The organism is Halalkalibaculum sp. DA384, assembly GCF_043951955.1.
Taxonomy (GTDB): domain Bacteria; phylum Bacteroidota; class Rhodothermia; order Balneolales; family Balneolaceae; genus JAMQKA01.
On sequence record NZ_JBINJE010000006.1, the window covers coordinates 119,236 to 143,429 of the forward strand.

The window sequence follows — 24,194 nt, forward strand, 5'->3', positions numbered from 1 at the left end:
TCCGGTCTTCCTGGTAATTAACCATCATTACACGCCGATGAGCACCAACAGGACAAAACAGACCATAAAAGCTGATATTCTCATTGTGGGAGCGGGTTTCGCCGGCTCGCTTGCGACCCTCTGCCTGCATCAGGCCGGTTTTGAGGTGTGCCTGGTCGAAAAAGGCAGTCACCCGCGGTTTGCCATTGGTGAATCTTCGACCCCGGTCGCCGACATGATATTGCGGGATCTTTCAGACCGTTACTCCCTGTCGTGGCTTCGGGATTTCTCACGATACGGCAGCTGGCAAAAAAACTACCCGGAAATCACGTGCGGTTTAAAGCGGGGCTTCAGCTACTACAAACACGATAAACAATATCCCTTTTCAACTGACGAAGATCACACCCGTGAGCTGCTTGTGGCCGCCAGCTCAAGCAATGAAAACTCCGACACGAACTGGTTGCGGTCAGAGCTTGATGCCTTTTTGGTTGAAAAAGTTAAGGAATACGGTATCCCTTATTTTGACGATACCGATATATCACGTTGTGAGAAGGATGACTCGTGGTCATTCCACGCCGATCGGGGGGGACATCATGTTGTATTTGCTGCTGATCTCCTTGTGGATGCCACCGGGACCCCATCTTTTCTGGGTAACTACATGAATATTGATTCTGCAGATGACGGATTCCATACCAACTCCCGGGCGCTCTACACCCATTTTGAAAATGTTACGCCCTGGTCGGAGATCCTGCAGCAACTGGATATACCGGCGATTGACTACCCCTACGATCCCGACCATTCAGCTCTTCATCACCTGATAGAGGAGGGCTGGGTATGGATGCTCAGGTTCAATAATGAGCGTACCAGCATGGGCATCATGCTGGATCAAAACCGCTTCGGTAACAATAAAACGATATCGGCCGTGGATGAGTGGAACTCGATCATCGCCAGCTATCCTTCTCTCCGGGCTGTGACTGCACCAGCGAAATTGGCGGCCGTGCCGGGCAGGATTTTTCGAACCGGTCGGTTGCAGCGCTGTCTTGCAAAAGCAGTGGGGGAGGGATGGGTGGCACTGCCCCACACCATTGGCTTTGTGGATCCACTGCACAGTACGGGAATTGCCCATTCGCTCTCAGGTGTGGAAAGGGTCGTTGAAACTATAATCCGTCACTGGGATGATAATCCGAAACTCTACGCCGAACTCACACGCTACGAGGAAGGAATTTTCAGAGAGCTGGAGTTAATTGACAAGCTGGTGGCCGGGTGCTACCGGGGACTCCACGCTTTCGAGCTCTTTAACAGCTGGACGATGCTCTATTTTACTGCGGCCATCCGCTATGAGCAGCAGCGGTTAAGGGGGAAAGTGCCTTCCCATTTTTTGTCTGCGGGCGACAGAGGGATTCAGCAGATGGTGGACGATTTGTTCCAGGTCTTACAACAACTCACTGATTCTGAAAATATTACTGCGGGAGACCAGCATAGCTTTAGAGCTTTGGTCAAAGACTATATCGCTCCCTATAATACTGCCGGCTTGCTGGATCCGGGGGCAAAAAACATGTACCACCATACGGCAGCCGAGCTATAGAGCTGTACGCAGATCTGAGTGCAGGTAGATCTTTTGAAAATATGAGACCTCTGCAGTCAGCTTTGAAAGGGGTCAATCCGCTGGTTTATATTCCGGTCACGGGGATATTGCAACTATAAATGGCGATCTATCCTTCCTCAAATCGTTGAATATCGACAGCGTCAAAAAGAGTACGTCCATCCAGGAGATGATCAGCATAGTGATTGGCCAGGAATTTACCGTACATCAGTCCCTTTGAACCAAGTCCGGTGTAGGCATAGAGGTGGTTTTGCCCGGGATGTTCTCCAAGCACGGGTTTGCGGTTGGGAGTAGAAATGCGGACTCCGGCCCACTGTCCCACCAGGGTGGAGTTGGCTTCCAGTTCCGGAAGGGTCCGCCTCAACCGGTTGCGGAGGTACTCCTCTCCATACTCGTCGGTGTTGAGAGATTCAAAATCGTGTTCATAGGTACTGCCCTGGGCGTACCATTGGTTGCCGATATGGGCAATGTACCCGAGACTGGAAATGGAATGTTCAAACGGAAGAGGTTCATCCGGCTGGAAGATCGCCATCTGTCCCTTTATCGGGTGAAGAGGCAAGAAATCCCAGAATGGATGCCTGGTCATGTCAAAACCGGTGGCAAAGACCAGCTTGTCGCAGTTTATCTCGCGAGTTTCCAGGCTGACCGTCCACCCGGCACTGGTTTGGTTGAGCTGGTAGTCCGCGTGTTCAATAACGGTTGCTCCCTGCGTTTCAAGATATCGTGCCAGGGCCTGTAGATACTGGGTAACATCCACCGTAAGCCCGACAGGTAGCCACAGTCCGCCTTCCACGCAATTGATGCCGGGGTGTTTCCGCTGTATCTGCTCCCTGCTCAGCCACTCGCACCAGCCGTGAGGCCAGGCCGTTTTTTCCAGCTGATTTTTCATTTTCCGCGCAATTTTCTCAGTAAGCGCGGGCCGCAGTACGCCGTTTCGTGTAAAGAACGGTTCTTCAGAAAAGGGGGCAACTTTCCAGAGCGTTTTATATACCGCCTCGTAGCACTGCTCCGCCCGCCACGTTTTGGTGGCCCTGCGGCCGGTGGCGGGATTGACCATACCCAGTGGCGTCCCGGAGGCCCCGGAGGCGATCTCATTTTTTTCAATCACACATACGCGGCAATTCCGTTCCGTTAAGGCATCGGCCAGGGAAAGACCGGCAAGCCCGGCCCCCAGGATACAAAAATCGAATGTTGAATCAGTCAATGGGTCGGGCTATAAAAGTTCACTTGACATGATTTTCTGGGCGCCGGCATCCTTCATTTCTGCCCAGGCCTGCTCAACAGAACCGTCAATATCGATTCCTCGAACGGCATCTTCGATGACAAAAACCTCAAAACCCTCGTTAAGCCCGTCAATTACCGACCATTTTACACAAAAGTCCGTCGCCAGCCCTACTGCATACAGGGTATCAATTTGGCGCTCCCGGAGATATCCGGCCAACCCTGTACTGGTCTCATTGTCATTTTCGTAGAAGGCCGAATAGGAATCTATCTGCTTTCGGAATCCTTTGCGGACGATCAGCTGGGTTTGCCGGGTCTCCAGCGCACGGTGAAATTCGGCTCCGCGGGACCCCTGCACACAGTGGTCGGGCCAGAGTGTCTGTTGGCCATACGGCATTTGTACTGTTTCAAATGGCTTTTTCCCCTCGTGGGAAGAGGCAAAAGAGGAGTGTCCCTCGGGATGCCAGTCCTGGGTTTGGACCACAATATCAAATGTGTCAGAAAGATGATTGATGACCGGTACCACTTCATCACCCCGTGGTACCTCAAGAGCCCCACCGGGACAAAAATCATTTTGTACGTCGATAATCAATAAAGCTTGCATAACCAAGTCAGTTTTTTTTCAATTTCTGAGATAAATTATCCCGCAACTCCATCAGTTCTTTGCTGATACCCACCTTGTAGATATGAGGATTCTCGAACCTTTTGTGTTCGGGATTAAGCAGCTCAAGGCGTTTTTGAGCATATGTTGCAGATTCAGCTGCAGTTGGTAAGTCGATGATCCGTTCTCCGCGATCAAATACTTTGTGAAGCAGCTCCTCACTGCGGAACTGACCGACCTCGCTTCTTTTGGAGGGATAATGGGGATGGATAATCGTTTTTGTATCGGTCTCGCCCTCCAACATGATGCCATCCCCGTAAAAGGTGCCGTCTTCGTACAGGTATCGGCAGACCTTCTTCCGACCGGGAAGCGTGATTTTTTCGACATTTTCGGAGAGCTTCAGCCGGGGATCTCCATTGACCTCGCACAGCTTGTAAACGCCGTCAAGGGCCGGCGAATCTTGCCCTGTTACCAGCCGTGTGCCCACCCCAAACAGGTCGATCGGCGCATCTTGACTCAACAAGCTTTTTATCAGCCGCTCGTCCAGCTGATTTGAAGCCGCAATTTTTACATAGTCCAGGCCGGCTTCGTCCAGCATCCGGCGGGATTTACGGGCAAAATAGGCAAGGTCGCCACTGTCCAGGCGAATTCCTTTCAGACGTTCACCCCGTTTTTCCATCTCCTTGGCGACTTTGATTGCATTTGGCACTCCAATCTGCAGCGTGTCATAGGTGTCGACGAGCAGAACGGTATCGTTGGCATAATATTCGGCAAATGTGCGGAACGCCTCGAGCTCTGTATTAAACGACTGAATCCAGGAGTGGGCCATCGTCCCGCTGGCGGGCAGTCCATGCCGATGGGAGGCATACACATTTGAGGTCGCCTTCACTCCTCCGATAACAGCAGCCTTGCTGGCCTGGATGCCACCCAATCCCTGTGCCCGCCGGAGCCCGAAATCGAGAATAGTCCGATCTTCAGCCGCATATTTCATCCTAGACGCCTTGGTGGCAATGAGGGACTCAAAATTGAGTATATTCAACAGGAGGGTCTCCAGGATCTGGGTTTCGATGATATTTCCCTCTACGCGAACAACAGGTTCGAGAGGAAAAACCACTTCACCCTCCCGGGCTGAATAGAGGGTGGCGTCCAGTTCAAAGTCGCGAAGGTACTCCAGGAAATCGGGATGAAATCCCTCGTCAGCCAAATATTGAAGTTCGTCGTCATGGAACCTGAAGCCGGAAAGAATTTCCAGGAGATCGGATAGCCCGGCAAAGATGACATAGCCGCCGTCGAAAGGATTGTCGCGAAAAAAATAGTCGAATACGGCGGGTTCATCCTGCCGGCCAGACAGGAAATACCCCTGGGTCATTGTAAGTTCGTAGTAATCGGTATAGAGAGCAGGACGCGTCAACGTCTGCTTCCCGGTGTATGTGGTTTTGGTATCTTTCATAATGTTGGATTATGGCACAATATAAAAAGTTAAATCGTTCCAAATAAATGATCTGATCTACTGAGTTTGCAGAGTACTTCAAAAATATTCTGCTTAGAAGAGGCGATATTTTTGATAAACCACAAGCCTAAACAAGAAGACCGGATTACCGGAAATTAAATTTGCAGGCAGGACGGTCCTCGAATTGAGGTCTCACATTTAATTTCTTATCCGTTATATTCCCTGCCTGAAAATACTAACCAAACCGCTGGCTATTTGAGAAATTTAACGGTCATACTGCTGCTATTCGGATTCCTGGTGTACCTGGCAGGCGGATGTGCGACTCCCACAAGTCCTTCTGGAGGAGAGCCAGACCAGGAGGGACCCAGGATCATACAAATTCAGCCAGAACCGGGGACCACCAATTTCGGGGGGAGGGAGATAGAAATTTCATTTTCTGAATTCGTGGAACGGTCTTCACTCCGAGAGGCCATTGTCATTGAGCCTGACATAGGGTTAGACTACTCGCTGGACTGGGGAAGAAAATCGGTGGCAATAGAATTTGACCAGGAACTCCCCGATTCAACGACTATTTTGGTCACCATTGGAACAGATCTGTCTGACACCCGGGGCAACGAGATGACCGAACCCCAGAAAATCGCCGTGTCGACCGGCCCGGATATCGATGAAGGAGAGATCGCCGGCCGCATTGTGGATGCCCAAACCGGGAAGGGCGACACGGGAGACCGCGTGCTTCTGTACCGGCGCCCGGTCGATCTTTCTCGAAAAGCGGATTACCTCGCACAGACTGATACCAGCGGACGCTTTAACTTCAGTTATTTGAGTCCGGGTGAATACAAGGTGTTCTGGGTGAACGATCAGAACAGGAGCAAAATTTGGGAAAAGGAGCGGGAGCGGGCGCAACCTTTTTACCGCGAGATGGTTACGCTCGAAAAAGCGGGTAAAGATACCCTGGGTACAATATATAAGGATGTTTCTGATACTACGCGCCCGCGCCTTCAGGGAGTGGGGCTTTTTTCGAGCCGGCGTATGCGCCTCCGGTTTAGTGAAAACATTCAGCTCACCGACAGCAGCCAGATTACCATTGCAGATACGCTTGGAGAGAAGTATACCGATGCCAATCCACTCTATGTATTGCCGAACGAACAATACGTACTGTTCGCCGAAAGTGAAGATGACCTGGGAGCACAGCAAAGTTACCAGGTAGAAGCAAAAAATATACGGGACCTGGCAGGCAACAATCAGCCGTTGTCGACTTTTCAGTTTGAAGGATCAGCACAGGAAGACACGACACAGCAGCGCATCATCGGGCGTAAAATCGAGGGCGGCGTCTATCCCGGGGAACCCCTGGAGATTATATACGCCAAATCGATTACCGGTCGTCTTTTGACCGACTCCCTGCAGGTGGTGGCCGGAGACTCCCTTATTGAAGGATGGCAGCACGTGGAGATAGCGGGTAACCGGCTGAGGATCGCTCCCCCGGGAGAATGGGAGCAGGGTCTGGATTATGAAATCAGGGCATGGAATCCGGGTGCCGGCCGGCGGAAATCGTATGCTCTTGAGGTATGGCACCCCTCCGATTTCGGGAATATTGAATTTGCCCTGGCAGACAGCTCGGACAATCGCTCCTACCACCTGGCATTGACAACCAGTGAGCGCGGCTTGATCGTCGATACCACTTTTTCGGAATCTGTTGAACTGAAAGACCTGGCCCCGCTGGAATACAAGGCGATCATCTATGGCGACCTGAATGACAACGGGGAATGGGATTCGGGCCAGGTTCAACCATTTAAAGCCCCGGAACCCTACTTTATACAGCGAAATATTCCGGTTGAGAAGGCATTTACCTCCGAGGTGACCGTTACGTTCGAATAAATGGGTAAAGCAGATCGTTGACATAGGAAGAAGGTACTGCAAACCACAAAAAGCTAAATAAATTTACCTGCAGAACAGGTGAATACGAGAACCCTTAGCAGAACCTGCTATATTGTTGGGAGGTAAGTTGCACTACCGACCGTATTGACCTTTTAAACGGGAGTACAACTCCCTCGGAACGAGGAATTGAGGGAGTTGCAAAGCCATCTACCAATATAAATTGTTTTCAATTATGGAAAACGGGAACACCACCACGCATACCAAAATAACTGAAAGCGACCGAAATGTATATCAGGCAAGCCACAAGATCCGATTTGTGACAGCCGCAAGCCTTTTTGACGGACACGATGCCAGTATCAATATCATGCGTCGGATTCTTCAGAGCAGCGGGGCGGAAGTAATCCATCTTGGCCACAACCGGTCGGTACGCCAGATTGTGGACTGTGCTATCCAGGAAGATGTACAGGGCATTGCGGTCAGCTCCTACCAGGGGGGGCATATGGAGTATTTCAAATATATGATTGATCTGCTGGAAGAGAAGGAAGCTTCCCATATCAAGGTATTTGGCGGTGGTGGTGGCGTCATCGTGGATGATGAGATTGCAGAGCTGGAAGCGTATGGCGTAACTCGTATTTTTTCCCCGGACGACGGCAGCACACTGGGGTTGCAGGGAATGATCAACTTTATGCTGGAGCAGTGCGACTTTGACACGGGGGAACTGGAAGCGATTGATCCCCGCAAAATATTGCAGGGAGATGAAAAAACGCTGGCCCGTTCCATATCGGCCCTGGAAAACGGACATGAAACGATACTGAAATACCAGGGTGGAAAACTTTTGGATAAACGCGGAAATATCCTCAGGCATGAAAGCAACGGTCAGCCCGTACCCCTGGTGGGTATCACCGGCACCGGCGGGGCGGGGAAGAGCTCCCTCACGGATGAACTGGTGCGGCGGTTTCTACAGGAGTTCAATGACCTGCAGATCGCCATTATTTCCATCGATCCTTCGAAAATACGGACCGGCGGTGCTTTGCTGGGCGACCGCATCCGTATGAACAGCATCGATACGGGGCGGGTGTACATGCGAAGTATGGCCACCCGCGCCACGAATCGGACCACAAGCAACGCCGTGCGGGGTGCTGTTGAGGTTTTTAAATCCGCCGGCTTCGACCTGGTTATTATCGAAACCAGCGGGATAGGGCAAAGCGACACCGAAATTGTAGAGGTGGCCGATATACCGCTGTATGTGATGACCAGCGAATACGGCGCCGCTACACAGCTCGAGAAGATCAACATGCTGGACCTGGCAGATTTTGTGGTGTTGAACAAATTTGAGAAGAAAGGCTCGCAAGATGCACTCCGTGATGTCCGAAAGCAGATGAAACGGAATCTCGGGGCGTGGGACAGCAAGCCTGAGCAGATGCCGGTATACCCGACTATTGCGGCACAATTTAATGACGAGGGGGTAAATCGCCTCTTCAAGGCGCTGGTGGATCGGATTAATGAGCGGTACAGCCTGAAGTGGAAAACCGAGCACTACACCAGCGCGGAACCGGCAGAAAATATTGAATCACAGGGTATTATTCCGGGCAACCGACAGCGATATCTTTCAGAGATTTCGGAGACCATTCGGGACTACCACCGGTGGGCGGAAGAACAGGTGGAGATTGCAGCTAAACTGGAACAGGTGCAGGGAACCCGCCTGCAGGTCGAAGCCTGGAAGCCAGATGGAAAGGAGGCGATAAGCGATACACTTGAGGAGATGCAGAACCACTGGCGGAGTAAGCTCGATGCCCGCTGCAAGAAAATTTTGGACCAGTGGGACGAAACCGTTGAAAAATACCGCCAGGAGCAGGTGGATGTACAAATAAGAGGGCGGACATTTTCCAACAAAATGTACCGGAAGTCGCTCAGCGGACTGAAAATTCCGCGGGTTTCGGTACCAAAAACCAAGCACAAGGGAGAACAGCTCAAATATGCACTTAAAGAAAACCTGCCCGGCCATTACCCCTTTACGGCGGGGGTGTTCCCTTTTAAACGGGAAGGAGAGGACCCCACCCGCATGTTTGCCGGGGAGGGAACTCCTGAACGCACGAACAAGCGGTTTCACTATGTGAGTGAGGGAATGCCCGCTGCACGACTCTCTACAGCATTTGATTCGGTGACACTGTACGGAGAAGACCCCGATCACCGGCCGGATATCTACGGGAAAATCGGAAACTCCGGCGTAAGTATTTGTACGCTGGACGATATGAAAAAACTCTATTCAGGATTCGATCTTGCTTCCCGTAAAACATCGGTATCAATGACGATCAACGGTCCTGCACCGATGATTTTGGCGATGTTTATGAATACAGCAATCGACCAGGAGGTGGAGCGATATCTCAGGGAAAACGGGAAATGGGAAGAGGCAGAAAAAGAAATTAAGCGCTACTTTCGACAGCGCCAGGTATCGCCGCCGGAATACCAGGAAGAGTTGCCGGCAACAAATGACGGGTTTGGACTGGGGCTGCTCGGAATTTCAGGAGACAAGCTGGTTGACCGGCAGACCTACCAGCAGATTAAGGAGGAGACGTTGAAGGTAGTGCGCGGAACGGTGCAGGCTGATATCCTGAAGGAGGATCAGGCCCAGAACACCTGCATCTTTTCCACCGAGTTTGCACTCCGCATGATGGGTGACATACAGGAGTATTTTACAAAAAATAACGTGCGTAATTATTACTCCGTATCGATTTCGGGCTACCATATCGCGGAGGCGGGAGCCAACCCGATCACCCAGGCGGCATTTACCCTGGCCAATGGATTCACCTACGTGGAATACTATCTCTCTCGCGGAATGAATGTCGATGATTTTGCCCGGAATTTGTCTTTCTTTTTCAGTAATGGACTGGATCCCGAATATGCCGTTATCGGCCGGGTGGCCCGTCGAATCTGGGCGGTGGCCATGCGAGAAAAGTATGGAGCGAACAAACGCTCTCAGAAGCTTAAATACCATATCCAAACCAGCGGGCGTTCCCTCCACGCCCGGGAGATTCAGTTTAACGACATCCGTACCACGCTCCAGGCGTTGATGGCAATATATGACAACTGCAACTCGCTGCATACCAACGCCTATGATGAGGCGATAACCACGCCTACTGAAGAGTCGGTACGCCGGGCCCTGGCCATTCAGCTTATCATCAACAAAGAGCTGGGGACGGCCAAAAACGAAAATATCAACCAGGGTTCTTATTTCATTGAGGAACTGACTGATCTTGTTGAAGAGGCTATCTTGTCGGAGTTTGATCGCCTGACTGAGCGGGGCGGTGTGCTGGGTGCCATGGAAACGATGTATCAACGGGGAAAAATACAGGATGAAAGTCTCCATTATGAGTCACAGAAGCACAGTGGTGAGCACCCGGTAATCGGCGTCAATACGTTCCTGGGTGAACAGGAGGAAGAGGAGGATCACGCGGTTGAGCTGATTCGTTCTACCGCATCGGAAAAAGAGCAGCAGATCGCCGGCCTGGAGGCGTTCCAGAGAAGGAACCGGAGAGAGTCAGCGGAAGCGCTTGCCTCGCTGAAACAGGCCGCCCGAAACGGGCAAAATATTTTTGAAGAACTGATGGAGACGGTGAAAGTCGCCTCACTGGGAGAAATCACCCACGCCCTGTACGAGGTCGGCGGGGAGTACCGCCGCAACATGTAGCAGTCCAGCGATGCGATTGCCTCTTTGGAAGAGGTGTTGATACTGGTTAAAAAAAATTCGAAAGCCCTCTTCTGGCAAGGAATGTTCGTTTTGGTGTGAACAGAACGAAGCCCCAAAATCACCGGTTGGAGATTATGAATGTCGAAGAAGTCAAGGGTTATAGGACCTTTCTCAACCGGGATAATCTCTCTTTGACAAGGGCAGAGGACATAGAACTACTTTCACTCACCGGAATCAGGACGACTCACGGGCGCTCAGGCTGACCGGGACGAAGGTAATAATCCCCTGCTGTGACTGTGAATTGGACAGCATCTCTTTCATGAGGTCGATAGTAACAGCCCCCAGCCGCTCGTAGTCGGTGTGAATAGAGGAGATCGTCGGTCGGTTGCGAGAGCAGAGCGGCAGATCATCATACCCGACAATCGCTATGTCATCAGGAAACTGGTAATCTTTGGCGAGCGCTTCCTGCATAAAGGCGTGAGCCATCACATCGTTACAGGAGAAAATCGCCCGTGGCTTTTTGTCGAGCTTGTGAAACTCCTTAAACGCCTTGACGCCCGACTCCGGCTTCAACTCCCCCCTGAATTCCCATGCCAGGTTAAGCCCGGGTGTTTTACGGATAAAGTCTTTGAATCCATTGGCGCGGTTGCGTGAACCGGTACGCTGTATCGGCCCCTCAATGATGCCGAGATCCTTGTAGCCCCGCTCATTAAAATGCTGGGCCGCCAGGTACCCGCCGCTGTAGCTGTCGAACGTGATGGTGGGAAAGACCGGATTCTCGATATTGTGGTTTGAGACCACCGGGTAGTTTTCGGGAAGAACCTCCTTAATTTTTTCGTATTCCTCCCGGTTAAAGCCGGGAGTATACAGGACAAGCCCGTCATACTTTTGATTGCTCAGGTCTTTGATGGTGAGAAGAAGTTCATCAAACGGTTTCTGGATACTGATTAACGACAGGCGAATATTTCCCTTCTCAACGGCTTGATTGATACCATGGAAAAAGGAGGAGTAAAACTCTCCCCGGTGAAACCCGGTTACGATAAAAAATATTTTTAACGCATTGTATATCGAATCGTCATTGATCTCTTCAGGAATGGGATAGTTCATGTTTTTGGCGGTGACGAGAATTTTTTTGCGTGCCACTTCGCCAATTTTTTCGGAACCGTTGAGCACCCTGGAAACGGTTGATATGGAGTATCCCGTGCTTTCTGCTATATCTTTAAGTGTTACTTTCAAAATTATATGGATCCAACAGTTTTATTAAAAATATTAAGACAAATTTTTATTGAGCATTATAAATAGTGGAATTAATGAGGTATAGCCTTATTGATATTTTGGGCATTCAGATTGAATTTGTTCATCGAAAAAATAACCACTTATTCCGTTTTAATGAAACGCCAATGCGAAAATATTTCATCATGTAAAAGAGAGTCATAATTCTTCATTTTCAGGAAGAATTTCGGATAATCAGGTTGACAGGCACCAGGCTCAGCACCCCTTCCTGCTGGTTGGGGCTGGCCGCGATTTCTCGTATTTTTTCCATTGTAACGCACCCCAGCTGCTTGTAATCGGTATGTACTGAAGTGATCGTGGGACGGTGGCGCCGGCATATCGGCAAGTCATCGAAGCCGGTGATGGCGATATCATCGGGAAACCGGTAGCCGTGAAGCAGCGCTTCTTCCATGAATCCGTGGCACATCGCATCACTGCAGGCAAAAATGGCCCGGGGTTTGGGACGGGTTGCAAGATAGTCATGGAACGCCTCTGTTCCGCCATCAAAAGTGTAGTTGCCGTTGTACTCCCAGACAATTTCCATGGAAGAGGTCTGCAGTGTATAGTCCCTGAAACCGTTTGCCCGGTACCGGGCTTCGGCCTTTTGAAAAGGACCCTGAATAATTCCGCATTTCTCATAGCCTCGTTCATGAAAATGCTCCGCGGTCATAAAGCCACCGCTGTAACTGTCGAATGAGACAGTGGTAAATACCGGGCTTTCAATGAGTCCATTGGAAAGCAGTGGGAAACGGTCGGGCAGTTCTTCCCTGATCTCCAGGTAGTCCTGTTTTTTTAGTTCGGGCGTAAAGAGGATGAGCCCGTCCGAATGGCCATTTACGGCCAGCTTTTTTAGCTGTTCGATCACCTCCGGTAACGGTTTGTTCATACTCAGCAACGCAAGGCGGATATTCTGTTCTTCAGCCGCACGGTTGATACCGTCAAAAAAAGAGGCATAAAACTCTCCGACATGAAATCCCGATACGATCAGAAATATATTCAGCGTGTGCGGAACACGATCCCCGTTAGCAGCAAAAAAAACGGGATAGTTCAGCTTTTTAGCTGTTTGCAGGACGACGCGCCTGGTATCCGGGCTGATTTTGCTGGACCCGTTCAACACGCGGGACACCGTGGAGATCGAAAAGCCTGCCTCATTCGCGATATCTTTAAGAGTAACTTTCAACGGTTTGTCTTTGAGAGATTAATGAATGCAGGTACGATAATACAACCGTTTGCCCACCCGTTTTTACTGGTTTATAACCAGACAGTATGGCAAAAGGTGATATTTTTTGCAAAAAAATTGCATTATTGAATGGACAATATTCCCATTTGTCTCGATTGATTATTATGATCAGCCTAAATAGTTCGTTACCACAAGTTGGTTACAAGTCAGCAAATCCCGTAGTATGTGCCAATATGCGATTCATTAATTATTCGGTACTACAAACCAACAGGAGATAGGACAGCAAACTGATGCTGGAATGGTATCTTGAAAAAGGTGGAATGTTACAACCTAACATCACAAAAAAATTGAATACCATGCAAACGAAATAAAACAAGGCTCGAAAACAGCGGCACTTTTGCATATATTTGATCAAATTAAGAATGGACTTCCAGGGCTCTCAATGTTAATATTAAGACAGGTTGTGGGTTATATTCTTGTTTGTTCAGCAAGGGCACTGAGTCGGTAGTGCATGCCAGCCGCTCCCTGATGCCGAATCACGAAGAATATTGTGTGCTGTTTCATCCGCATAATGCACAATGAGGGCTATCGATTTATAATTGCCAATAATTAACATTTGTTCAATATTGACTATATGGTTGGAAGGTTACTGTTATTGACGTTCGTCTCTTCTTTTTTGCTCATCTCCTGTTCCGAGCCTACACCGCCTGATCCCACGTCGGAAGAATACCGGGAGGCGGTTTCGGCATTTTACCTGAGCCTGGCGGCCATTGAGTCGGATCAGGCTGTTTTTGCGGCAGAAAAGATGAATGGCATTACGGAAAGTTATCCCCGGGAACCGGCCGCATGGGCCAATATCGGCGTATTCTCGATGCGAAGAGGAAATTTTGAGCTGGCAGCAGAACAGCTGTCAAAAGCAGAAAGCCTGGCCCCCGATAATGCCGACATTCAGTTTCTCTTTGGCATCCTGGAGAGTCGAAGGGGCAATATACAGGCGGCGATTGATCATCTTCAAAAGGCACATGAAATCTCCCCGGAAAACTCACGCATAACTTATACGTTAATTTCTGAGCTGGAACGCCAGGATGCGGGAGAAAACGCTGATCAAATACGGGATCTGCTAAACGAGCTGCGCAGCCAAAACCCGCAAAATTTGGCGGTACTGCTGGAGATGACTCGCCTGGCTCCCAAAATGGATGACGCGTCGCTGCTGGAACGGTCGCTGGATCAGCTGGCAGAGCAATCGGAGAGCTGGCCGGAAGAGATAAAAAATGAATTTGACGACCTCAGGGAGGAGATTCTGGGTCAGCCGATTGAGAACCTTACCTTCGAGATCGCCTATCTGAGGAACAACCTGAACAAGCTATCTGGATTTGAAGCCGATTTTGACCAGATTGAACTGCCACCGAACCAGGTCGGCTTTTTGCTGACAGAATTCCTGTGGCTGCCTGAACCCAGCACGCTGAATGAAGCACCTGATACGGGTATTACTTTTGCACAGGAGCCGCTGGATGTGGCGGAAGGCGACTGGAACCTGGCTTTTCATCTGACGCTGGCGGAAGACACCATCCCGGATGTGATGACCCTCGGCCCAAACACCGCGGCTTTCCAGGACGGGCCGTCATTTTCGGTTTCGCTCGCTGAAAATGGCATTCATCGCTCGGCGATCGAGACGTTCGACTACAATTATGATTTCCTCAATGATTTGGCATTCGCCGGGTCACAGGGATTAAGGCTCTATGAGCAGATGGAAGGCAAGCAGTTCAATGACATTACCCCGCAAGTCGGGTTGCCGCCCTCAATTATAAATGACAGCTACTCAGGTGTTTGGAAGGCCGATCTGGATCTGGATGGCGACCTGGATCTGGTGCTGGCCCGCGAAGAGGAGTCTCCACGGGTGCTCAGAAACAACGGAGACGGTACCTTTTCCATTGCGGAACTCTTTGGTGAAGTACAGAACCCGGTTGATTTCGCATGGGGCGATATCGATGCCGACGGCGATGCGGACGCCGTATTCCTGGCCAGCAACGGAGAACTTGTCGTCTATCGAAATCAACGGATGGGAGAGTTTGAGCGTGTAGACGATCTGCCGGAACTACCGGCCGTGCACTCCATCCGCATTACCGATTTAGATAGTGACTCATACCTCGATATCGCGGCCCTGACGGATCAGGCGGTGGTGCGAGTCTATGCATCACCCGAAAGCCCGGAGTTTGACAGAGAAACTGTTGCCGAGTTGAATTCACCTGTCGCCGGGAGTTCCTATAAAAAACTGTTTGTCCAGGATTTTGATAACAACGGCGGGCTCGATTTAATTATCTCAACCGACAGTGGCAGCCGGCTTTGGCTCAGTGATGAGAAGCTGGATTTTGCCCTGCACAGCAGCTCATTGCCGGGTAACTTGGTTTCAACTACGGATATGAACGGCAACAACCGGCTGGACCTGATCGGCATGGCAGGAGGGACCCCGATGCAGGTCATTAACAACGCCGGTGAGATGGACTATAATGGGCGGATGATCAGTCCGAGGGCCTCCGGCACGGTGGGCGATCAGCGGATCAATTCGTTTGGCATTGGTGGGGAGATCGAAATACGGTCGGGCCTGCTCTATCACAAACAGCTTATCGATGCACCGGTGGTTCATTTCGGACTGGGAACGTATGACGAGGCCGAAATGCTGCGGATTTTATGGCCCAATGGTTCCGTGCAGGCGGAATTTGCCGAGCTGGGTTACGGGTCAAAAATATTTAACGAGCAGCTGTTGAAAGGTTCCTGCCCGTGGATATTTACCCACAATGGGGAGGAGATGGAGTTTGTCACCGACTTTCTGTGGCGAACGGCATTGGGACTCCGAATTAATGCGCAGGGAGAGGGCAGCGTAGTACACAGTATCGACTGGGTTAAGATTGAGGGTGACCAGCTCAAACCCAAAGATGGATACTACGATGTTCGCATAACAGCCGAACTCTGGGAGACGCACTTCTTTGATCACGTCTCCATGATGGTGGTGGATCATCCTAAAGACACGGAAGTGATGGCCAATGAGCGGTTTTATCTGCCTGCTCCGGAGCAAAAGCTTTATCCCATGAGTACCCTTAATCCGGTACAAAAAGCGATTGACCAGGACCGCACCGATGTAACCGACTTGATCCGCAAAAAGGATGGCCGGTATGTAGATACGTTTGACCTCACGGCCTACCAGGGGCTGGCCAAAGAGCACTACCTTGAAGTGGAGCTGGGCGAGCAGGAATTCAACAAACAAAAGCCGGTATACTTGGTAGCCAACGGCTGGGTCTATCCCACGGACAGTTCCATTAATGTGGCAATCAGCCAGGGCGACCGCCCGCCGCCGCACGGCATTCATCTGCAAGTTCCCGATGGGAACGGCGGGTGGAAAACGGTGAAAGATGATATCGGCTTTCCCGCAGGTAAAAGTAAAACGGTATTGATCAACCTGAGCGATCTGTCGATCGAAGATATCCCTCAAAAAGTGCGGCTTTCCACCAATATGGAGATTTACTGGGACCGGATATCATGGTCGGAAGGCAAGCCGGACGCTGATATAAAAACCCAAAAACTCCAGCCAGAGGTGGCCGAACTCCGATACCGTGGATTCTCAGAGTTGCATCGCAAGAGCCGTTTTTCGCCGGAAATTCCCGATTACCAGAATATTGCCAGCACCACTCCGCAGTGGATTGACCTGGTGGGGTATTACACCCGGTTTGGCGAGGTGGGCGAACTTGTGCAAGAGATCGATGACCGCTATGTTATTATGAATGCCGGGGATGAGCTGGTGTTCAAGTTCAAAGCCCCCGCTCCACCCCCTGAAGGCTGGGAACGCGATTTCATTTTGATCGGTGATGGCTGGGTAAAAGACGGGGATTACAATACGGGACATTCCAAAACAGTTATTCCTTTACCGTACCACGGGATGGAAGATTATGCGGAGAACCCGGGGAAGCTGGAGCATGATCCCGTCTACGAAAAGCACAAGGAGGACTGGGCGCGGTTTCACACGCGGTACATAACGCCCGAACTGTTACGTACCGCGTTGCGATTTGAAAACAAAGGCAAGCAATAGCAAGCGATTGATGAATACGAATAAATCCGCAAAAATTGGTATCGTGATTTTCTTTATCGGGCTGCTGGCTACCCCTGCGGCACTTGATAAGCTGGAAGAATGGCAGCAGGAGGAGACAAGTAAAGAGGGACAGCAGGAAGCCCTCAGCCGCTATGGCTTTTACATGCAGGAGATCGGCGGGCAGTTAGGCGTAAATTTTCAGCATCACCCGCCGAAGCTGGATCCGAGGCTCGATCATATCATGCCCCAGGTCGCCTCGGTGGGCGCCTCTGTGTCAGTTGCAGACTTTAATAATGACGGGCATCACGATTTCTACCTGACCAACAGCGCCGAGGGTACCAAGAACGCGCTTTACAGGAACAACGGGGACGGTACCTTTACCGATGTGGCCGAGAAGATGGGCGTGGCTATGCTGAATGAACAGCCTGTGGCAAACGGTACATCCATGGGTTCTGTATGGGGCGATTATGACAATGACGGGTATGAAGATCTCCTGGTCTTTAAATGGGGCAAACCCGAACTGTTTCACAACGACCAGGGAGAGGGCTTTACCCGGATTACCGACCAGGCGGGCCTGCCTGAATGGGTGAACGCCAACACCGCCGTCTGGTTTGATTACGACCGGGATGGCCGAATCGATCTGTTCATAGGAGGGTATTATGATGAAGATATCAACCTGTGGGATCTGGAAACGACCAAGATCATGCCCGAAAGTTTTGAGTATTCCACCAACGGGGGGCGTAAATTCCTGTTCCACAACGAAGGGGACGGCACGTTCAAAGAGGTTAGCGAGCAGATGGGACTGGTTAGCAATCGCTGGTCTTTTTCAGCGGCGGCGGTCGATCTGAACGACTCCGGCTATCCCGATCTTGTGGTGGCCAATGATTATGGCGTTGATGAGCTTTATATAAACCACGGTGGCAAAAAGTTTGAAGAGATGGGCAACGAGGCCGGGATGGGCTTTGCCCCCAAAAGCGGCATGAACGTCTCCTTTGGCGATATTATGAACGAAGGAAAATACGGCATCTATGTGACCAATATTTCTGAGCCGGGCGTGCTCATCCAGGGCAACAACCTCTGGATGCCGGTCACCAGTACCAAGGAGCAGGAGCTTCAACTCCAGAATATGGCCGGGAATTTGGGGGTGGAGCTTGGCGGATGGAGCTATGGCGCGCAGTTCGGCGACCTCAACAACGACGGCTACCTCGACCTCTATGTGGCCAATGGCTATATTTCGGCGGACCAGGATGAGGACTACTGGTATGATTTTTCCAAAGTGGCAGGTGGACATGAACAAATTATTTCCGACGCCAAAAACTGGCCCGCCATGGAGGGCCGCAGCCTTTCGGGCTATCAGCAGAACCGCATCTGGATCAATGACGGGGCCGGCAGATTCCAGGAGGTTTCCAGTGCTGTGGGCGGTGCATTGAAACTGGACAGCCGGGCCGTGGCATTGGCCGACCTTGACCAAAACGGCTCGCTGGATGTGCTGGTCTCCACCCAGGGTGGACCGTTTAAGATCTACAATACCGAGGTCGAAGAGAATAATACCTGGATAGAATTTAGGCTGAAAGGCACAAAAAGTAACCGGAGCGCCATCGGGGCCGAAGTAGAACTGTACTGGGATGGCCGCAGCCAGGTGCAAACGGTGATGGGAGCCAGCGGTTTCAGCGCCCAGAACCAGCGCCCGCTGCATTTTGGATTGGGACCAGATCCACAGATTACAAAAGCTGAAATTCGGTGGCCATCCGGCATCAGCCAGACCATTAAATCTCCGGAAGTAAACAAGCAACATCACATTGTAGAACCGGAGAACAACTAGATGCAGCTCGTCCAAAAAGTGAAGACTTTCGTATCGGAATTCAGGTATAACCGGGGGTATACTCCACCGCTGCTTATTACCGGCATTCTCATCGCAGCCCATCTCTCGTTTGGCATCCTGGAGGATTATAAAAAACTGGGTACGGCCATTGGTGCCAGCATGGTCACGGAGCTGGTGCTGCACCGGCTATTGCTGGGAGAGTGGAGGAGCTTAAACAGCGCCTATATTTCCGGAATCAGCGTTGGTATCCTCATTCGCTCTCCCTTCCTGTGGACCTACGCCCTGACGAGCATGCTGTCGATCGCCTCAAAATATGTGCTGCGTTACAAGGGCAGCCATATCTGGAATCCCTCCAACTTCGGGATTGTAGCCATATTACTTCTGGCATACGATGATGTGGCTATCCTGAGCATTCAATGGGGCAACAACATGTGGCCCATGCTGGTGATCTGGATCATCGGGTTTGTATCTATCTGGCGGCTGAAACGGTTCCATATCTGCGGTACGTACGTGGTCTCATTTCTGCTCTTTGCCTATGTGCGCAGCTTCCTTTCAGGAGATCCTTTTCTGGCGGAAATTGCCCCGATTTCGGGACCGATGTACCAGCTGTTTGTGCTTTTCATGATCACCGACCCCGTCACCACGGTGAAGTCCAAAAGGGGACAATACCTGGTGGCGTTTTTGATCGCCTTTGTTGAGATGATCTTCCGGATGAATGAGGCGGTGTATGCCCCGTTCTATGCGTTGTTTGTTGTGGGACCGCTGGCCATGATTATCGAAAAAAACTGGAGGGAGCGACAGCAAAATCAGTCGGAATCCCCGCAGGTTACAGAGAAGGAAAGTGTATAACAGGGTTTGTAAAGCCCGCTATAAGATAATTTTATGCATGATTGATCTTGGCGTTTTGTCGTCAAAGTCAATGGGGAGCCCGTTCAAATAATTTTCGACGGGTTTTTGACTAAATTGAGTACGGACTCAGGTCAAATAACTCTCCTAACATGATTTTGTGTAACTGACCCGGTTCCAAGCGCCGATTTATTGGCAAGGGACCTTTGCAGAACCTGCTATTTTGTTGGGAGGTAGTTGTACTACCGACCTTGGTGCCCTTTTAACGGGAGTACAACTCCCTCAGAACAAGGAATTGAGGGTTTTGCAAAGCCTTCTGGCAAGTAAATAAGGGATGGTTGCGCCTGCAGGATTTACGGAGGCACAGGGCGCATCCGAAATGTCAGGATTCGTTCGCAGGAACAATAACATCCTGATGCTGACAAATGGGCAAGTTTTGGATTTGACCGTTAAACGAACAAAAACTTTTAGTACATTCAACTGAATTTATTATCTCCAGATAATCAGAGGATTTTATGCAGAACCGTTTTTTAGTATTACCAAGAAGTTGGGCAGGCGTGATGGGATTTTGCGCCCTGTTTTTTGTTATTCAGGCATGCGGCACCTCTAAAGAGGAGCAGGAGTCCCCGGTGGAAACCCTGCCGATGAACCAAATTTCGCTGGAGAACCTGGAGGCCTTTCAGCCGGTGACTGACAACTGGACTGTTGCCGGTGGGGTGGAAAGTGACCGCCAAACCGAGCATGACCTCAACCCGCTGGAAGGAACCGGGATATTGGTAAATATCCCGAACGAGGAACACCAGGAGCACATTTTTACCCAGTGGGAACATGGAGACCTGGAGCTTGAACTGGATTTCCTGATGCCGAAAGGCTCCAACTCCGGCATTTACCTGATGGGCCGCTATGAAGTGCAGCTGCTGGACAGCTGGGGCGTGGACGAACCACAGTTTAATGATGTGGGTGGTATATACCAGCGATGGGATGAGAGTCAGCCGGAGGGCCAGAAAGGATTTGAAGGAAGTGCGCCCTTGCTGAATGCGGCTCGTGCACCGGGTCTGTGGCAGCATTACAGAATACTGTTCCAGGCTCCGGAATTTGATGAAAATGGGAACAAGATTTCCAACGCCAAATTCAAGGAAGTCTGGCTGAACGGTTCGCTCGTGCAGGAGGATGTGGAAGTTACCGGCCCCACCCGGGCGGCCGCCTTCCAGGATGAGGTGCCCGAAGGTCCACTGATGATACAGGGCGATCACGGCCCGGTGGCTCTTCGAAATATTGAGTACAAGCGGTACGACAAGACCAGTATTTCACTCGACGAACTGACCTACGAGTATTATCCCGGTGAGTACGATCAGATACCCGACTTCAGCTCACTGGAGACCGTTGAAACCGCCAACACAGATTCGCTGGCGGGGAATGTGGTGGAACGGGATGACCGTTACGCGCTGCGCTATACGGGCACCCTGGAAGCGCCCAACAGCGGCACCTATCTCTTTAAACTCCGCAATGCCGGGATGGTGCGCATGCTCATTGACGGGCAGCCGGTGTTTGACCAGTCGGAAGTCCACCGCATGCACCAACTGGCCTCGAAAACGGTGGAGCTGGAGAGCGGCCAGCACAGCTTTACCCTCGAATACCTGAAACATCCCAACAACTGGTACTGGGGGCTCTCCCTGTTCGCTGAAGGCCCCAAGTTGCGACTGCAGCCTCTCCACAAATCATCATCCGTGCCGGACGGCGGTCGCGAGCTGCAAGACCTGGTTGTGAGTCCACCTGACGATCGTGTAAAAACGCTCCGCTCCTTTGCCATGCATAATGGCGGAAAGCGCACGCATGTGGTTAATATAGGTTCCCCAAACGGCATTAATTATAGCTATGACCTGGGGCAATTTGCTTTGTTAAACGCCTGGGAGGGACCCTTTGTGAATACCAATGAGATGTGGATTAATCGCGGGCAGCCACAAATTGCCAAGCCGGCCGGTCCGCCGGTTACATTCAGGGGACATCCCGCTATCGCAGAGCTGAACAGCCCTTCAACGGTCTGGCCCGACTCGCTTTCCTGGGATCAGCTGGATGTGCAGGGATACTCCATCGGTGAAGGAGGGTGGCCCACCTTTAAGTACTCCCTGGGCGAAGTCCAGGTGCGAGATCGCTTTACCGGCACCGATGATAATCGCAGGCTGATCCGCACCGTGGAATTGGAAGCTCCGCAGCCGCAGCAGGATGTATGGTTTCAGCTGGCTTCTGGTGATGAGATCTCTCAAAATTCTTCCGGGGAGTATGTGGTGGATGACCGCACATATTACCTGAATGTGGTGGATACCGGCAGCCAGTCACCGCAAGTTGTACAAAACGGCGAGGACTACGACCTCCGCATCCCTGTACTGACCGACGGAACCGAGACTATCATTGAATACGAAATTATCTGGTAGCGTTAACTGATTTGCTGATGATGAAGAACCTGAACCAACTTTTTAAAGCACTATTTAGAATGAATTCTACATACTTCGAGAAGGTATTCATTTGGGGGATAACGGGTATAATCCTCCTGATTGTATCAACGGGTACCGGTTTCGCCCAGTCTGATATCCCCACTGAGTCATACTATTACGAAATCGCCGATATTCCCATACCGGATGATGTTTTTCTGGAGGTGGGGGGTATGGACGTGCTGCCGGACGGAAGCCTGGCCGTGTGCACCCGCCGCGGGGAGGTCTGGATAATCAATAACCCGGACAGCGACGATCCCGAGTACAGCCTGTTTGCGGAAGGCCTGCATGAACCGCTCGGTCTTACTTACCGGGATGGCAGTATCTACGTGACGCAGCGCCCCGAGATCACCCGGCTGGAGGATACCGACGGCGATGGCCGTGCCGATGAGTACAATACGGTGTGGGACCGGCCGCTTTCCGGGAATTACCACGAGTATTTTTACGGACCAAAATTCACGCCTTCCGGCGATATGCTGGTTACGGTAAACCTGGCGTGGATCGGCTACGGCGAGGCCCTCTCCAAATGGGACGGCTGGCTGCTGCAGGTCTCACCCGATGGGAAAGAGGTGACGCCCCTGGCCAGTGGACTCCGCTCGCCAGCCGGTTTTGCATTCAATGCCGAAGGTGACCTCTTCTATTCCGAAAACCAGGGCGACTGGGTAGGCTCCGGAAATATCACCCACCTGGAGAAAGGCGATTTTGCGGGCAATCCGAGAGGTCTTCGCTGGTCGCACCTGCCCGGTTCTCCACTCGACCTCAGGCCGGAAGATATCCCGGATACCGGTGAACCGATGCATGGGGTAGCCGAGGATATTCCCGAGCTTAAGACGCCTTCCGTCTGGTTTCCGCACGGGGTCATGGGAATCTCTACCTCCGATATCTTGCTGGATAATTCCGAAGCCGAATTTGGACCGTTTGATGGCCAACTTTTTGTGGGAGACCAGGGTCAGAGTAAAGTGATGCGCGTGTTCCAGGAAAAGGTCAACGGAGAATATCAGGGGGTGGTCTTTCCGTTTCGGGATGGATTTGAGTCCGGCGTGCTGCGCATGAACTGGGGACAGGGCAACTCCAATATGTATGTGGGCATGACCAGCCGCGGATGGAGCTCCACCGGTCCGGAACTGTACGGCCTGCAGCGGCTGGTCTGGAATGGAGAGACCCCGTTTGAGATCAAGGAAATTCACGCCCGTCCCGATGGTTTTGAACTTACATTTACGAAGCCGGTGGAACCCGAGACGGCGTCTGATCCCGCTTCATACAACATAACGGGCTTTACCTATAAATATCACTCCACATACGGCAGCGATATCATCAACCAGGAACAGGCGCCGGTAACGTATGTACAGGTTGCCGATGACGGACTATCCGCCCGCCTGGTCGTTGATAATATCCGCAAAGGCTATGTCCATGAAATTAAGGCCGAAGGGATACGGGAGGCAGGGACCGGCTATCCACTCCTGCATTCGGTAGGCTACTATACAATGAAAAACATCCCTGAGGGTGAACCGCTGGCCGTGGCAGACGATGAGGCCGGTACGGAAAGCCAGGAGGACAGATCTGGCGAGCAGGGTTTTGATCCCGTAAAACACCGCACGCAGATGCCGGAGTCATGGACCAATGGTCCCGACAAGGTAATAACGATCAACGCGGAGTCTCCGATGCTGTTTGATGTCACTGATTTCGAAGTGGAGGCCGGCAGCAGGGTGAGAATCACGTTTAACAACCCCACGGATCTTCTTCACAACTTACTTATTGTACAGCCCGGAGCGCTGGAACGGGTAGCCCAGAGGGCCATGAATATGGGGCTGGAGGGTCCACAGCGCGGTTACGTACCAGACTCCGAGGATGTCCTCTTCTTCACCAGCCTGCTCGAGGTGGGCGAATCCGAGTCCATCTTTTTTACAGCCCCCGAACAGCCGGATGAGTATCCCTACGTGTGCACCTTCCCCGGGCACTGGCAGACCATGCAGGGTGTCATGACGGTGACGGAGTAGCATGTAGCCTGTGAACGCCGGTTTATTTATTTTAGGAAGGCTCTGTAACTCCCTCAATTCCTCGTTCTGAGGGAGTTGTACTCCCGTTTA

General features: G+C 51.4%; 13 protein-coding genes. 8 read left to right on the forward strand and 5 right to left on the reverse strand.

Features of this window, described 5'->3' with window-relative positions:
- The first annotated feature begins 37 nt into the window (after window positions 1–37).
- The gene (locus ACG2E4_RS05775; protein ID WP_395275963.1) at window positions 38–1,564 is read left to right on the forward strand and encodes an NAD(P)/FAD-dependent oxidoreductase; all 1,527 of its coding nucleotides are present in this window, start codon (window positions 38–40) and stop codon (window positions 1,562–1,564) included.
- Between the two features lie 127 nt (window positions 1,565–1,691).
- On the opposite strand, the gene ACG2E4_RS05780 is transcribed toward ACG2E4_RS05775, so the two are convergent.
- The 3 genes from ACG2E4_RS05780 to ACG2E4_RS05790 are packed head-to-tail and all read right to left on the reverse strand — an operon-like array spanning window position 1,692 to window position 4,854.
- Window positions 1,692–2,786, reverse strand: a complete 1,095-nt coding sequence (locus ACG2E4_RS05780) for an NAD(P)/FAD-dependent oxidoreductase (protein WP_395259980.1) — start codon at window positions 2,784–2,786, stop codon at window positions 1,692–1,694.
- A gap of 9 nt (window positions 2,787–2,795) precedes the next feature.
- Entirely contained in the window at window positions 2,796–3,407 is a 612-nt protein-coding gene (pncA, locus tag ACG2E4_RS05785) for a bifunctional nicotinamidase/pyrazinamidase (RefSeq protein ID WP_395259982.1), read from the reverse strand.
- A 7-nt stretch (window positions 3,408–3,414) separates the two neighbouring features.
- On the reverse strand, window positions 3,415–4,854 hold the full coding sequence (locus ACG2E4_RS05790; protein ID WP_395259985.1) for a nicotinate phosphoribosyltransferase: 1,440 nt from the start codon (window positions 4,852–4,854) through the stop codon (window positions 3,415–3,417).
- Between the two features lie 255 nt (window positions 4,855–5,109).
- On the opposite strand from ACG2E4_RS05790, the gene ACG2E4_RS05795 reads away from it, so the two are divergent.
- Window positions 5,110–6,729 carry an Ig-like domain-containing protein gene (locus ACG2E4_RS05795; RefSeq protein WP_395259988.1) on the forward strand — a complete coding sequence of 540 codons (1,620 nt, stop codon included), beginning with the start codon at window positions 5,110–5,112 and terminating at the stop codon, window positions 6,727–6,729.
- A 232-nt stretch (window positions 6,730–6,961) separates the two neighbouring features.
- A complete protein-coding gene (locus tag ACG2E4_RS05800) occupies window positions 6,962–10,417 on the forward strand; it encodes a methylmalonyl-CoA mutase family protein (RefSeq protein ID WP_395275964.1) in 3,456 nt (1,151 codons plus the stop codon).
- Window positions 10,418–10,651: 234 nt separating this feature from the next.
- Here the strand turns inward: ACG2E4_RS05800 and ACG2E4_RS05805 are convergent, their stop codons facing one another.
- Together ACG2E4_RS05805 and ACG2E4_RS05810 are read right to left on the reverse strand one after the other, a co-directional pair.
- Window positions 10,652–11,653, reverse strand: a complete 1,002-nt coding sequence (locus ACG2E4_RS05805; RefSeq protein ID WP_395259994.1) for a LacI family DNA-binding transcriptional regulator — start codon at window positions 11,651–11,653, stop codon at window positions 10,652–10,654.
- Between the two features lie 211 nt (window positions 11,654–11,864).
- On the reverse strand, window positions 11,865–12,869 hold the full coding sequence (locus tag ACG2E4_RS05810; protein ID WP_395259995.1) for a LacI family DNA-binding transcriptional regulator: 1,005 nt from the start codon (window positions 12,867–12,869) through the stop codon (window positions 11,865–11,867).
- A gap of 634 nt (window positions 12,870–13,503) precedes the next feature.
- On the opposite strand from ACG2E4_RS05810, the gene ACG2E4_RS05815 reads away from it, so the two are divergent.
- The 5 genes from ACG2E4_RS05815 (at window position 13,504) to ACG2E4_RS05835 (ending at window position 24,104) form a co-directional block, all read left to right on the forward strand.
- Window positions 13,504–16,950 (forward strand): FG-GAP-like repeat-containing protein, encoded by a 3,447-nt coding sequence (locus ACG2E4_RS05815; protein WP_395275965.1) that lies wholly within the window; start codon window positions 13,504–13,506, stop codon window positions 16,948–16,950.
- Window positions 16,951–16,960: 10 nt separating this feature from the next.
- Window positions 16,961–18,772, forward strand: a complete 1,812-nt coding sequence (locus ACG2E4_RS05820) for a CRTAC1 family protein (protein WP_395275966.1) — start codon at window positions 16,961–16,963, stop codon at window positions 18,770–18,772.
- The gene (locus ACG2E4_RS05825) at window positions 18,773–19,621 is read left to right on the forward strand and encodes an RnfABCDGE type electron transport complex subunit D (protein ID WP_395275967.1); all 849 of its coding nucleotides are present in this window, start codon (window positions 18,773–18,775) and stop codon (window positions 19,619–19,621) included.
- A gap of 557 nt (window positions 19,622–20,178) precedes the next feature.
- Complete coding sequence (locus ACG2E4_RS05830) at window positions 20,179–22,050, forward strand: family 16 glycoside hydrolase (protein ID WP_395275968.1); 1,872 nt, start codon at window positions 20,179–20,181, stop codon at window positions 22,048–22,050.
- 59 nt (window positions 22,051–22,109) lie between these two features.
- Window positions 22,110–24,104 (forward strand): auracyanin family protein, encoded by a 1,995-nt coding sequence (locus tag ACG2E4_RS05835; protein WP_395275969.1) that lies wholly within the window; start codon window positions 22,110–22,112, stop codon window positions 24,102–24,104.
- The last annotated feature ends 90 nt before the right edge of the window (window positions 24,105–24,194 follow it).